Consider the following 12,760-nt stretch of genomic DNA (forward strand, 5'->3'; position numbering starts at 1 on the left):
CTACGTCGGCTGCCAACGTAACTTTCACCCTCGTTCCCATGGTCCTCCGTGGGAACGTATACGAAATGAAGGCAAAAGGAAAAACATCATGAAACAAAAAATATCCATATACATTCTGACTTTCTTCTGCATTCTGACAGTCTCTTTTCCCGCGTTTGCTTCATCAAGCAGGGTTGCCCTGATTATAGGAAACAGCGCCTACAAAAGCGCGCCCCTTGCCAACCCAGCCAATGACGCAACAGATATGGCAGTGGTTTTAAAACGTCTCAGCTTTGATGTAATAAAAAAGATAAACGCCGACAAAAGGCAGATGAAAAACGCGATCAACAAGTTTCACAAAGGGCTCCGCAACTCCGAAATCGGTCTTTTTTATTTTGCGGGCCACGGCATGCAGATAAATAATGCAAACTATCTTGTGCCGGTCAATGCAGACATCGAATCAGAATTAGACGTGGAATATGAATCCATCCACGCCGGCCGTGTCCTGGGCAAGATGCGTGACGCCGGCAACCGGCTCAACATCGTAATCCTCGATGCCTGCCGCGACAATCCCTTTAAACGGAGTTTCCGGACAGAATCAAAAGGACTGGCCCAGATGGACGCGCCCAAAGGCTCCATCATAGTCTATGCAACCTCTCCAGGCTCTCTCGCGGAAGACGGAAATGGCCGGAACGGAACATACACCGGCAATCTGCTTAAAAATATCGAAAGAAGCGACCTTACCGTGCAGCAGGTCTTTAATGAAACCGGGCGGGGCGTTATGGCGCAGACCGATGACAAACAGGTTCCCTGGATGTCATCCACTCCGGTGGCCGAGTTTTACCTTGCGGGCGGAAGCGTGATTGTCACCGAACCGCAAGCCTCTGATACAGGCAGCCTGAAGGTTAAATCCACTCCCCGTGGAGCGCGAATATACCTGAACGGAAAAAACCGGGGCGCCGCCCCAAAAACATTTTCAAACCTTGCGCCCGGCGCTTACAAAGTAAAAGCCGTACTCTCCGGTTACAACGCTGAAGAAAAAAGAATCCGCGTAAACAGCGGCCGCGCTGCAATTCTTACATTTTACCTTGACCCTGTGACATCTGCGGGTCGTTTATATGTAAATACCGACCCATCCGGCGCAACTGTAAAGGTCCTGAATATTACTCCAGAATTTTATCAGGGCATGGAACTTGATGCCGGAACTTATAAAATTAAAGTCTTGAAAAAAGGATATATTTCAAAAACCGAGCTTGTCGATATTGCCGCGGGCAAAGCTGTTGATCTTTATGTGGAACTTGAAAAAGAAAAAAGAGTCTCAGCCGGAGAAAATTTTACCAACAGCATCGGCCAGGAGTTTGCGTATATCAAACCCGGCACATTTATGATGGGCAGCCCATCGAATGAATCAGGCAGGGACGATAATGAAAAACAGCATGAAGTTACCCTGACCAGGGGATTTTATATGCAGACTACCGAGGTGACAATCGAACAATGGAAATCATTCGTAAAAGATACAGGCTATAAGTCTGAAGCGGAAACAGGTGGAGGCGCTTATATCTGGACAGGGAAAAAATGGCAAAAGAAAAAAGGGACATACTGGAACAATCCGGGATTTTCTCAAACAGATCGTCATCCTGTAACTTGTGTTTCATGGAACGATGCACAAAAATTTATCAAATGGCTGAACCGGAAAGAAGGCCGGGTTTACAGGCTGCCAACAGAGGCCGAGTGGGAATATGCCTGCCGGGCCGGAACTGCAACCCCGTTTTCATTCGGCAGATGTTTATCGACCGATCAGGCCAATTATAACGGTAAATATCCTTTAGACGGATGTTCAAAGGGAAAATACAGAAAAAAGACAGTCTCTGTGGCAAGTTTTTCGCCCAATGCATGGGGACTTTATAACATGCACGGCAATGTCTGTGAGTGGTGCCGGGACTGGTTCGGTAGCTATCCTTCAGGTTCCGTGACTGATCCGACAGAGCATTCAATGGGCTCTAGCCGGGTGGCCCGCGGCGGTAGCTGGTTCTGCAAAGCTCGCTTCTGCCGTTCAGCGTATCGTGGCTTCAATTTGCCGGGCTTCCGCTTCAGCGCCCAGGGCTTTCGCCTTTCCAGGACCTTTTAGATTTGACGGGAAAGAGGGACGTCCTTAAATAATTAAATAACTTGACCCATTTTTATTTGCCCTCGTTCCCACGGTCCTCCGTGGGAACGAGGGCAAACCTCGAAAATTCGCATATTTTTTGAATTTACATATATTTCTTGTGTTAATCTTAATAACTGCCTATTTCTTGATTAGCAATTTCTCCATTACGATATGTTTGTTAGTGTCATGTCAATTGTGTAATGTTGTAAAGATGGTTGTCATTCCTGCGGAAGCGGGAATCCAGAACTATCGAAGTAGCCAAAAATATTGGATTCCCGCCTTCGCGGGAATGACAAGTACCTGATACAATATTTCACACATGACACAACAATAGGCTAACGCAAAGGTAACCATAATTAATCTTGATAAGGAAAAAAGAAAATGGAAAGAGTTTTAAATATCCACATTGAAAAATTACCTGAAGGAGTTTATCTGGCAACGTCAGAATCAGTGCAAGGACTCATTGCTCAGGGACGAACTGTTGCCGAAACTCTGGAAATTGCCCGTGATGTTGCAAGAAAATTGATTGAAGCAAAAGCGGAAAAAGAAATTGCCACAGAGTTGCCAACAGTAAATAAGTCTTTTGACTATCCTCTCATTATTGGAGTTTAACATGGGCAGATTGGCTGGTTTTAGCTATCGACAAATTACCAGGAAATTAAAAAAGTTAGGATTGGTTTTCAATCGTCAGGCTGCAGGAAGTCACGAAATCTGGTATAATCTTAAGGCCGATAAATATACAACCATCCCTAATCATCCTGGCGATATGCCTGAAGGGACATTAAAGGCAATCTTGAAACAAGCTGAGATTGATCTCGAAGAGTTTTTATCTCAAAAATAAGCAAGAAAATGGAAAAGAGGGACGTCCTTAAATAATTAAATAACCTGACCCATTTTTATTTGCCCTCGTTCCCACGCTCGAGAGTGGGACGAGGGCAAATCACAAAAAAATAATCTCCGTTGCTTTTCAAGTCTTACACATGATAAACTATTTTATAATGTGTAAGAAAATAATAAGGAGGAAAAACATGGCCACTAATTTAGCAATTGACGACCAATTAGTCGAAGATGCCCGTTTAATTGGTTCTCATCGTACCAAAAAAGCAGCTGTGACTGAAGCGCTCATTGAGTACATCCAAAGGCGCAAACAGGTTGAAATTATTCACTTGTTTGGCACAATAGAATATGAGCCCGATTATAATTATAAAGAACAGCGGAAGGTTAAATGAAAGTTTTGGTAGATACCTGTATTTGGTCTTTGGCCCTTCGCAAAAAAAACAGCCGACCTCAAATGTTGAGATTGCTGAGTTTATTGCCCCTCGTTCCCACGCTCCTCCGTGAGAACGCAGACGGAAGATGTATAATAATAAATTGACATGAATACCTGTTTGCTTTATAAAACAAATATATACATTTTTGTTTTATAAATAATCCGACTATCCGTTTTATTCGGCATATCCGATTTAAAAAGGTATTATGTTAAAAGAAAAACTCAAAATTATCATCAAGGAATTTCACGACACCCCGCTTCCTGATCTGATTGAACGGAATCAAAAAATCGATTTTTCCATTCTTCAATCCCCTGTAAAAAAAATCATAACCATCATCGGCCCGCGGCGGGCAGGCAAAACATATTTTCTGTTCCAGATTATAAAAAAGCTGCTTGCCGGAAAAACCGATATAACCGACATACTCTATATTAATTTTGAAGATGAACGTATTTTGCCGATGAGCGCCAATGACTTTCAGCAGATTATGGATGCCTATTTTGAGCTGTACAAAGATAAACAGAGCCCGTTTATTTTTTTTGATGAGATTCAAAATATCAGCGGCTGGGAAAAATTTGCAAGAAGAATTAATGATCAGGGATACAGGGTTTTTCTTACCGGTTCAAATTCCCGGCTGCTCAGCCGTGAAATTGCAACGGAATTAAGAGGTCGTACCCTGGTGTATGAAATATTCCCCTTTTCTTTTATAGAATTTCTTGCGGCAAAAAGGGTAATCGTAAATAATAATATATTATACGGATCGGAAAGGCATCAAACACGACAACTCTTTGAAGAGTATCTTTTTACCGGAGGATATCCGGAAATTGTGTTTATAAAGGATAAAATTACAAAAAGCAGAATATTACAGGATTATTTTAACACTGTTTTTTACAAAGACCTCGTAGAGAGGTATAAAATCAAAAACAGGGAATTGCTGAGGCATTGGTTAAATGCCTTGATCATGAACATTTCATCGCTGGTGAGCTTCAGTAAAATTGAAAACGATTTTAAATCAAGGGGCATGAAGCTTTCCCGGGCCACATTAAGCGCCTTTGCCCGATATATTGAAGATGTCTTTTTCGGTTTTTTCGTAGAAATCCATTCCGAATCAATTCGAAAACGGCAGGTAAACCCAAAGAAATTTTATCTTATAGATCAGGGAATCCACAATTTCCTCACATTAAGTTTTGCTGAAAACAAGGGCCGTATTTTAGAAAACATGGTTTTTCTTGAATTAAAGAGAAGGGGGTTTCCTGTTTATTATTATAAAACAAAAGGAGGGCTGGAAGTCGATTTTCTGCTGACGGAAAACGGGAATAACAAACTTGTTCAAGTCTGTTATGATATGGCTCATATTAATACTTATAACCGTGAAAAAAAGGCTCTTCTTGCCGGAATCAGTGAACTGGGGCTTTCAACCGGCCTGATTTTGACCAAAGATGAGAAACGACTGGAAAAGCATGGCAATTATTTATTAAAAATTGTTCCGGTATGGGAGTGGCTGCTGAATTTGAAGTAATTCCCCGTTCCCGCGGAGGATCGTTGAGGCTGCTTTTACCTTCCTGCCTTATTTTTTGAAAGGGCAACCACAGGGGGTTGCCCCTGCGGCGGCCCTTTCGAAAAAATCCCAATGCCCGGAGAAAACAATCTGTTTTTATGCAATCTATGATTTTCGGGGTCTGTATAAAAAAAAATGAATATTTTTTCAACTTATCCGTCAATAGTTTTTAAAAGCCGATTTTTTTAACAGTTTAGTAAGATAGGTAGGAGGTGGAAGGTGGAAGGTGGAAGGTGGAAGGTAAAAAACAGCACCGTAGCTGATTTATATTTTTTCTAATGGAAAACATATAATTATTTGTTGGAAGCAGCTCACGTTTCCTTCAACCTTCAATCTAAATAATCTTTTAACATTTAATACTCTAAGGAGAAAAAAATGAAAAAAACAGTCTTTATTTTTGCAGTCTTTTTTCTTGTCAGCATGCCATCTTCAAGCTTTGCAGCCGAAGGAGTCGCTATCCAGCGGGTAATAACCAATACCCGGTCTGAGCTGGGCCAGCTTGCTTCATCGTCAAAAGCCCGTAACATCACAGAACTTATGAAAAAATTCGACACGCAATATGAAACCTGGAGCAGTTCCTGCGGGGGAGGGGAAAATTTTGATCCGGCAAATGTCAGCGATGCCTGCAAATCCATGGCATCCCAGATGCGTGAAACCGGCATACTGCTTTACGGCAATCTATCCGGATACCTGCCTGATGTAGCGGCAAGATATGAACAAGGCGCCAAATCCGCCAACCGCATTATTAATAAAAAAGCAGCCGGTCAAACACCTGCTGCTCTTTACCGGGCAGCCATGGACGGAGCAGCCCGGGCTCCAAGGCTTGGAAGTCTTTCCAGTCAAAACGCCGAAAGTCCGTTTGATTTGGAAACGGATAATTTTATCGATCCAACTGAACAGATGTTTTCCGTTCTGGAAAAACTTGTGCCTGATTTCGGCAAAGAGCTTCCTGAAGTGGTAAGAGCGGGAAGCGCTCAGGTAACCATGATGAAAAAGGCAAAACGGGCCCGGTACCTGGCGGAAAAATTTGAAAAGGCAAAATTTATTCTGGAATCCCAGCGTGAATACGGCGACATCATTTTTAATGCCACAAACGCTGTCAGCGCAATGCCGCAGGTGCTTGGTTTGCAGTACACCGGCGCCGGTCTGTCAGCCAGGCCGAATGCTAAAGTAATAGAATATTATCGCAAAAAAAATGCGCCCGCATCACCGGCTGTAAAAGAAAAAAAAATCGGCGGATTTAAACCAAGAACATAATTCATGGCCATGTTTCAGACAAGGAGGATTAATATAATGAAAAAGGCAACAATGCTTATCGCATCAATTATCTGCATCTTTGCTTCAGGATGCGCAAACATGCACAACAAGGCTAATACGTCAGCTATCACACAGCAGCCCTTAACCATGATTTCACAAATCGATTCCTTTAAACCGGAAATCGCCTGCAGCCAGGCGCTTGAGGTAGTAAACAGCAATCCTTACGGCCAGGAATTCTTTGAAAAGATTTTTGCAAAGCTTGTCGAGCAAAGCAAAAACAGCGCAGCGCCTGAAAATGCCGACCTTATCTGGGACAATTTTGTGTCGCCGTTAAATCAGACCGGCAAGGTGCCGCCGGATTTGGTAAAAAATCTGTGGAATTCTTATTTTTCAGCGCAATTTGTAAGCCTGCCTGCTGTAGATTCAGTAGAGCAGTGCTGTCACAAGCTGATTGATATAAAAAAGAATATTGAAAAGGAATACAGACTCAAGCAACAAGGTTTTGCGGCATGCAAACAGGGTAATCCGGATACTCATTTTTTAAACGCCATGTATGTTTACAATACTATCTGGGCGGTTTGCAACGAAGTTGATTAGCTTTTTGGTGGATTCGCTTCGCTTAATCCATCCTACTATAACGGGTTCCCACGCAGAAGCATGGGAACCAGGGGATGAACGGGAACATGGGACCACAGGCAACCTCTTCCGATGTATAGCATGGAGAATTGAATGAAAACCCTGTTTGCCATAATTATATCATCCGCTCTTGCTGCTGTTATCTGCCTGGCGCTTGTTTCAACAGGCATTATCAGTTTTAAAAAAAATGATGCGGAACCGTTGAAAACGGAAATCAAAAAAGCGGAAGCTGTTTTTCACAAGGTTCAGGATATTATGCCAAAAATACCGCCTGAAAAAACGCCTGAAACTTTGCCTGAACCTTTGCCTGAAACAGGCATACAAGATATTATTTTTAATAAAGTAACTGCGTTTTTGCAGTCTGCTATTGAAAATGGGACGGCTGACATTGAAGATCAGTTCAAAAAATTTTTAAAAGAAGAGCAAAAGCTTGATGAAAAAAGCGTTCAAAAATTTTTAAAAATGAGCTTCTGGAAAAATTTCGTCACCCTGCAGAATATTAAAGAAACTGATGATTACGATAAAATCCGCCTGGAATTTGCCAGGGAAATGGAGCTGAAAAAAGCCGGGTTTGCCGCAAAAGGGATAGTTCTTATGAAGAGCGAAATTGAATCGGCTGAAAAAGAGCTTGAGACAAGGTTGAAGGTGGAAGGTGGGAAGATAGAAGGTGAGAAGGTGGAAGGTAGAAGATTGAAGGTAGAAGATTGAAGATGGGAAGGTGGGAAGGTGGTATGAAATCAATATTTACTATTTTAATTCTTTCAATATTCTGGAGCTTTTTGTTTGTCTGTGCCGGGATTTTCAGCGGTATGATTACGATTACTGCATCCCCGGACTGGCTGCTCCATCCCCTCGCTGCATTGTACCGGCATCTTAAGTTATCTATTGTTCCTTTTGGGGCGCTTTTTGTTCTCTATTTTTATCTGATCAACAAGATTCGAAGCGAACTCGGCAAAGAAAATTCTGTTCTTTCACGGCTTACATTTTATGACCGCCTGCTTAACACAACCATTTCCATGTTCTTCGGCGTGGGCGTTATATGGACGGCCATAGGTATGGAAACCGCGCTTATGAACGCCCTTGACGGCACAGGCGCTTCAACCGACATGACAGCCCAGGGGGTTCTGAAAAATCTTGTCAACGGAGGGCTTCTTCTGGCTCTTAGCACGACTGTTTTCGGAGGCGCATGCGGATATATGCTGCGGCTTTTAAAAATTGTTTTTATCGGCAGGAACTGGGACAAGGTTATTCTTAAGGTTGAAGGTTGAAGGTGGAAGGGGGGGTAAACCTGTGAATAAAGCAGCGCTGCTTTGCGGTGATTCCAGCCAGGACGACCAGGTTCTGGAAACTGACATTATGCGGTTTATGGCAATTATCGGGATTATTTTCTGGATAATTTTTTCCATGATCAAAAGCATGCCCTTTAAGGCTGCGGAAACATTTCCTGAAGAAAAAAGCGTATCTATTCAAATGCCGGAGCCGGTAAATCTTCAAAAACAAAAACCTGTTATAAAAACAGAAAAAAAGCCGGGACATAGAATAGAATCCGTACCGGAACCCCTGCAAAAGGCTGAAATGTTTGCGCAAACCAAAACCGATAAACTACCGCTGAAAGATAAACAGCCCATGCAAAAGGGTGTGTTCATGCAGTTTCAAAGCCGCCGGGATCTGCTTTTTCTGATGGCAAAAGGCAAAGCGCGGATTTTCTGCCGCGCCCGGGCAAAGGGGTTTGATCTTTTTTTCGAGGGCTTCCCCATGGAAGATGCGGTGGTTTTCAAGAGTGTTTCAAACATTCCCGCAAGCCTGTGGGAGATTAAAACCGGGAAAGACAGAGACTATTTTATCGATATTATAAGAAGATCATTTCCTGCTCTGCGTTCTTTTACCGACCGCCGGGTAATGGTCTCTTTTACGGATCAGGAACTTGAAAACCGTGTTATCAGTGAATTAAGCCGGCTGCAAAAAGAGTTGCGCAATGGAATTTTATCAATCAACGCCGGAGGCGAGGTGATCTTTTCCGGCTTTGAAACCGGACAGGACGCCGAAAAAACCATAGTTGAAGGAGGGAAATAATGAAGACCGTTAAAAATATTATATTTTACTTATGCCTGCCGCTTCTAATTTCAGGGTTCGGGCAGGCTGACGCGGCAATCCCGCCGGACCGGCTAATCAGCGCCGACTTGAAAGCGCTCTTTGCAGACCCGCCTTCCGTCAAAGGGTATCCGTATCAGGAGCTTTTTAAAAAGGCCGCGCAGCGTTACGGACTTCCCCTTCCTTATCTGCTCGCGGTTGCCCGCGGAGAGTCATTTTTTGACCCCAATGCCGTAAGTTCCAAAGGCGCCATCGGGCTTATGCAGGTTATGCCCGCCACAGCCGGTGATTACGGCGTTAAAAAAGAAAAACTTTTCGATCCTGCCGAAAATATCGATACAGGAGCCCATCTTCTTTCCGATTTGAACACACGGCTGAATGACCCATACCTTGCGCTTGCCGCCTATTATTGCGGGCAGGGAGGCGTGGATATTGATAATTTTACAATAAGAGAAGATTGCAATGAATATGTTCATTATATCCATTCGCATCTGGAAAAAATTTTAAAAAAAGCCGGACAGCATCTTCCTGATTCCGCTGTCATGGAAAAGCATTTTGTTTTAACGGTGTTTGACAATTTTCTTGATGCCCAGTCTTTTGTAAAATTTTTATCAGAAAAACTGCCCCTGATGCAGTTTGAGATATTTCGCAAAGAAGCGGCTTTGCAAGACCATAACCGTTATCAGTATCAGATCATGGCTGCTATCAGCGGCAAAAAAACAAAGAATGAAGTCTGCGCCATGGTTGAAAAGGCAAGCGGTTTTTCCTTCTGCGACGGCAAAGGAGAGTAAAAAATGAAGACGATATTTAAAACAATTCTGTTTTTGATAATGGTTGCTACTCTAAATAGCTGCGCAGGTCTGTCCGGAGCCGTAAAACCTCAGGAGCCTGACAGGTTAAACAGCGTTGTGCCTGAGGCTTTTCATTTCAACATTCATGATAAAACCATCCGTAATTATCTTGCCGAAACCGAACCTGACCGATTTCCCCCAAACTGCCAATCAGAACGCAGGCTGGAAATTATTCTGTTGGCAGGCCTTGCGGAGGCAAAGGACGAAGAAGATCTTGCGAGGGTTTTTGACAATCTATGGCAAAAGCATGAAAAAATCAGGGAACTTATTAACAATCCCCAACAACGGGCCGATCTTGTCAGGCCGACAGCAGAAATTTATTATCTCCTGTCGGCAATTCCGGGAGCCGACTGGCGGCATGAAACCGCCGGCCGGATTTATACCGAAACATTAAAGGATATAAACCCGGAGCAGCTTTCAGGTTATGCCCTTCATTTTTACACGCTTGCGCTTTTAAAAAACGGAAAATCCAATACCGCCCTGCCCTTTCTGCTGCGGCTCAAAGGTTTTGCCGAACCTGCTGCATATCTGAAGGATTTAAGCATTGCTCTTTCCTTTGCGATTGAAGGCAAAGACTATTCAACCGCTGTTAAAATCATGGAGCAGGTATGCAGGTTTGACCTGCAAAACAATCTGAAATTTCCTGATCAGCAAATGTATGACGCAGTCAAAGCAATGAAAGCTTCAGGAAAACTATCTTTGGCTCAAATAGCGCTCGCACCGCTCATTAAAGAGAATCCCGGCCTTGAAACCTTTCAGTTTGCAAAACTGCTTAGCAAAAAAGCTGTTTTTGTAAATAAACAAAAACACGCGGCACAAAAAAAAATTATCATAAAAGCGCAGGTCATAGAAGCAGGGCAAGACTCGAAGCATATCGACATAAAGCTAACAGGAGCAGTTGAGAGCCTGAAAAAAACACTCAACTATTCAAGCTTCAAGCTGATCAGCGAAAAAACATTTTATCTTCACACCGGCCAAACAGGAAAAATGCCGCTGTTAAAAGGCAGCAGACTTAAAATTACACCTCAAAAGATTACTTCCAAAACCGCTGTAATCGAAATTTTTATCACACAGGAAAGTAAAGAAATTTTTAACACAGTTATTGAAACCATTAACAAAGGGGCAGCCATAATAGGCGGCCCGAAAACAGGGAGCAAAATTATTCTGATTAGATTGGTTACGGATATTTTGTTGTGATAAATTAATAGGTAGAAAGGTGGAAGGTTTTTGTGAAAAATGTATATTTTTAACTTTTCGTGTTTTCGTACTTTCGTGTTTTCGTGATAAAAAAAGGAGAGTAGCAATGAAAAAACGCACATCATTTTTAATCTTATTCGCAGCATCTTTTCTCTTAACAGGCATGTTTCCCGTTTATGCGCAGGAGCCCGGCGCCGGTGAAAAGGCTGCTGTTTCCGCAGAAGCGCAGGAGTGGCAGGTGCTGGCAACCTCCCCGGGTGTGAAAGTACTCAGCCAGGTCGTGCACAGCCCCGGCAAAATTCTCGAACAAGGTGAAAATCCCCTGGAAACAGCCCAGGACTGGCTGACAGACAAAAATCTGGAAGAAGGCCGGAATTTAAAAAATAAAAAGCTGCTTTATATCAGTATCGGCGCTGCAACAATCAATGCCAGGCCGGAAGATCCAGGTTTTATAGACAGCCGGTTTCTTGCGTTTCAGAGGGCGGAGCTTGAGGCAAAGGCAAAAACAGCAATATTCCTCGGCGCTGATCTTACAACCTCAAGAGGCGCTTCGGAAAGGGAAATCAACCCTGAAGAACGGGCGGCCATGGAAGATATTATAAATACAAGTTCCGGGCTTAAAAAAACTACAAAAGCCATGAATATTGCCGGCTCTATCTCCGAGCTGTTTGAAAAATCCAAAACCTTGATAAACGCAAAGCTTGATAAGGCCATCAGGGAAACAGATGAAACTTCCGATCAGGAGCGACAAGAGGAACTCAAACGTAAAAGAGCCGCTGCAAAATCGAAAGCCAAAAAAAGAAACCGCCTGAGAAATATCAGCGAAACATCCATGAAAGCCGCTGCATGCGCCTTTACCGAGGTGCAGGGTTCCCAGGTGATCCAGTCCTTTGAAGGCTCCTATCATAAAAACTATCAGGTTGTTGTTATTACCCTCTGGTCTCAAAACCTGCAGAAAATGGTGGACAGCATGCTTTCCGGCAGCGCGCCCTATGGGCTTGAAGGGAAAAAAGCCAAAACCGAAATTACAAGTCAACTGCCGAAAGATTCCAACAAACTGGCCTGCATGTCCGGCGTCCGGGCATATATTAACCAGCACGGCGAGCATGTGCTGCTTGCGTTTGGCCAGGCCGGAGTTGAAGTAATAGGCGGCAGGGAAGACAAAGCCTATGAAAAGGCCGGGAAAAAGGCCAGACTGCGCGCACTTGCCTCAATGCGCACGTTCATGGGCGAAAAGGTGGCTTTTGTTGCAAATGAAGAGCTTGCCGAAGCCCTTGCCCTGTATGCTGACGAGTATAAAGGAGGCGAAGGATCGCAGGAATACAAATCCATCAGTCAATTCCAGGAAAAAATCCGCGCCGTGTCAGTCAGGCAGAAACTCACCGGCGCACACGGCCTTTTAACCAAAGAGCTTATTCATCCATTCACGAACAAACCGATGGTATTAAAAATAATGGCATGGTCTCCGTCATCCCAGAAAATGGCAAAAGATATTAAACAGGCTATTGAATATAAGCCTGAACATTCATACGGCCGGAAGAGGAAAGAGGCGGCTGCTGTTGAAAAACAAGAGGTGATTAAACGTAAAGGCGTTATCTCGTCCGGTGATGGGGCTGATTCGGATGCCTGGTAGGGAATAGGTGGAAGGCTTAAGGGGTATGCATTCCCACGCTGGAGCGTGGGAATGAGGATTATTTTGGCTGGAAAAGGATTACATAGTATCTGCTGAATTTCTTTTTTATGAAAGAAATGCTTTGCTATCCATAGCAGTATA

13 protein-coding genes are annotated in these 12,760 nt (G+C 43.5%); all 13 read left to right on the forward strand.

Annotated elements, in window-relative coordinates:
• Positions 1-88 precede the first annotated feature (88 nt).
• The gene (locus tag BuS5_RS12260) at positions 89-2,107 is read left to right on the forward strand and encodes an SUMF1/EgtB/PvdO family nonheme iron enzyme (RefSeq protein ID WP_051374668.1); all 2,019 of its coding nucleotides are present in this window, start codon (positions 89-91) and stop codon (positions 2,105-2,107) included.
• Between the two features lie 402 nt (positions 2,108-2,509).
• Complete coding sequence (locus BuS5_RS12265) at positions 2,510-2,740, forward strand: type II toxin-antitoxin system HicB family antitoxin (RefSeq protein WP_027353486.1); 231 nt, start codon at positions 2,510-2,512, stop codon at positions 2,738-2,740.
• 1 nt (position 2,741) lies between these two features.
• Positions 2,742-2,969, forward strand: a complete 228-nt coding sequence (locus BuS5_RS12270) for a type II toxin-antitoxin system HicA family toxin (protein ID WP_027353487.1) — start codon at positions 2,742-2,744, stop codon at positions 2,967-2,969.
• 187 nt (positions 2,970-3,156) lie between these two features.
• Complete coding sequence (locus BuS5_RS12275; RefSeq protein WP_027353488.1) at positions 3,157-3,357, forward strand: type II toxin-antitoxin system VapB family antitoxin; 201 nt, start codon at positions 3,157-3,159, stop codon at positions 3,355-3,357.
• A gap of 247 nt (positions 3,358-3,604) precedes the next feature.
• Entirely contained in the window at positions 3,605-4,915 is a 1,311-nt protein-coding gene (locus BuS5_RS12280) for an ATP-binding protein (RefSeq protein ID WP_035264809.1), read from the forward strand.
• 414 nt (positions 4,916-5,329) lie between these two features.
• Positions 5,330-6,211 (forward strand): hypothetical protein, encoded by an 882-nt coding sequence (locus BuS5_RS12285; protein ID WP_027353490.1) that lies wholly within the window; start codon positions 5,330-5,332, stop codon positions 6,209-6,211.
• Positions 6,212-6,247: 36 nt separating this feature from the next.
• Complete coding sequence (locus tag BuS5_RS12290) at positions 6,248-6,808, forward strand: hypothetical protein (protein ID WP_027353491.1); 561 nt, start codon at positions 6,248-6,250, stop codon at positions 6,806-6,808.
• A 132-nt stretch (positions 6,809-6,940) separates the two neighbouring features.
• Entirely contained in the window at positions 6,941-7,555 is a 615-nt protein-coding gene (locus tag BuS5_RS12295; protein WP_027353492.1) for a hypothetical protein, read from the forward strand.
• Positions 7,556-7,578: 23 nt separating this feature from the next.
• The gene (locus BuS5_RS12300; RefSeq protein ID WP_027353493.1) at positions 7,579-8,115 is read left to right on the forward strand and encodes a hypothetical protein; all 537 of its coding nucleotides are present in this window, start codon (positions 7,579-7,581) and stop codon (positions 8,113-8,115) included.
• A 22-nt stretch (positions 8,116-8,137) separates the two neighbouring features.
• Positions 8,138-8,920: a hypothetical protein gene (locus tag BuS5_RS12305; protein ID WP_157487346.1), complete on the forward strand. Its 783-nt coding sequence runs from the start codon at positions 8,138-8,140 to the stop codon at positions 8,918-8,920.
• The gene (locus BuS5_RS12310; protein WP_051374669.1) at positions 8,920-9,729 is read left to right on the forward strand and encodes a lytic transglycosylase domain-containing protein; all 810 of its coding nucleotides are present in this window, start codon (positions 8,920-8,922) and stop codon (positions 9,727-9,729) included. Before BuS5_RS12305 ends, BuS5_RS12310 begins: the two co-directional genes overlap by 1 nt.
• 3 nt (positions 9,730-9,732) lie before the next feature.
• Positions 9,733-10,986, forward strand: coding sequence for a hypothetical protein (locus BuS5_RS12315; protein ID WP_027353495.1), 1,254 nt, complete (start codon positions 9,733-9,735; stop codon positions 10,984-10,986).
• A gap of 106 nt (positions 10,987-11,092) precedes the next feature.
• The gene (locus tag BuS5_RS12320) at positions 11,093-12,619 is read left to right on the forward strand and encodes a hypothetical protein (protein WP_027353496.1); all 1,527 of its coding nucleotides are present in this window, start codon (positions 11,093-11,095) and stop codon (positions 12,617-12,619) included.
• Positions 12,620-12,760: the final 141 nt, after the last annotated feature.

The sequence above is a fragment of the Desulfosarcina sp. BuS5 genome (assembly GCF_028752835.1).
In the GTDB taxonomy this organism is placed as follows: Bacteria; Desulfobacterota; Desulfobacteria; order Desulfobacterales; family BuS5; genus BuS5.

What these genes read in the sequence shown, in the direction of transcription:
- BuS5_RS12275 (WP_027353488.1), top strand. Translation starts at nt 3,157, where the DNA reads ATGGCCACTAATTTAGCAATTGACGACCAATTAGTCGAAGATGCCCGT.
- BuS5_RS12295 (WP_027353492.1), top strand. Translation starts at nt 6,941, where the DNA reads ATGAAAACCCTGTTTGCCATAATTATATCATCCGCTCTTGCTGCTGTT.
- BuS5_RS12265 (WP_027353486.1), top strand. Translation starts at nt 2,510, where the DNA reads ATGGAAAGAGTTTTAAATATCCACATTGAAAAATTACCTGAAGGAGTT.
- BuS5_RS12300 (WP_027353493.1), top strand. Translation starts at nt 7,579, where the DNA reads ATGAAATCAATATTTACTATTTTAATTCTTTCAATATTCTGGAGCTTT.
- BuS5_RS12290 (WP_027353491.1), top strand. Translation starts at nt 6,248, where the DNA reads ATGAAAAAGGCAACAATGCTTATCGCATCAATTATCTGCATCTTTGCT.
- BuS5_RS12310 (WP_051374669.1), top strand. Translation starts at nt 8,920, where the DNA reads ATGAAGACCGTTAAAAATATTATATTTTACTTATGCCTGCCGCTTCTA.
- BuS5_RS12315 (WP_027353495.1), top strand. Translation starts at nt 9,733, where the DNA reads ATGAAGACGATATTTAAAACAATTCTGTTTTTGATAATGGTTGCTACT.
- BuS5_RS12260 (WP_051374668.1), top strand. Translation starts at nt 89, where the DNA reads ATGAAACAAAAAATATCCATATACATTCTGACTTTCTTCTGCATTCTG.
- BuS5_RS12280 (WP_035264809.1), top strand. Translation starts at nt 3,605, where the DNA reads ATGTTAAAAGAAAAACTCAAAATTATCATCAAGGAATTTCACGACACC.
- BuS5_RS12320 (WP_027353496.1), top strand. Translation starts at nt 11,093, where the DNA reads ATGAAAAAACGCACATCATTTTTAATCTTATTCGCAGCATCTTTTCTC.
- BuS5_RS12270 (WP_027353487.1), top strand. Translation starts at nt 2,742, where the DNA reads ATGGGCAGATTGGCTGGTTTTAGCTATCGACAAATTACCAGGAAATTA.
- BuS5_RS12285 (WP_027353490.1), top strand. Translation starts at nt 5,330, where the DNA reads ATGAAAAAAACAGTCTTTATTTTTGCAGTCTTTTTTCTTGTCAGCATG.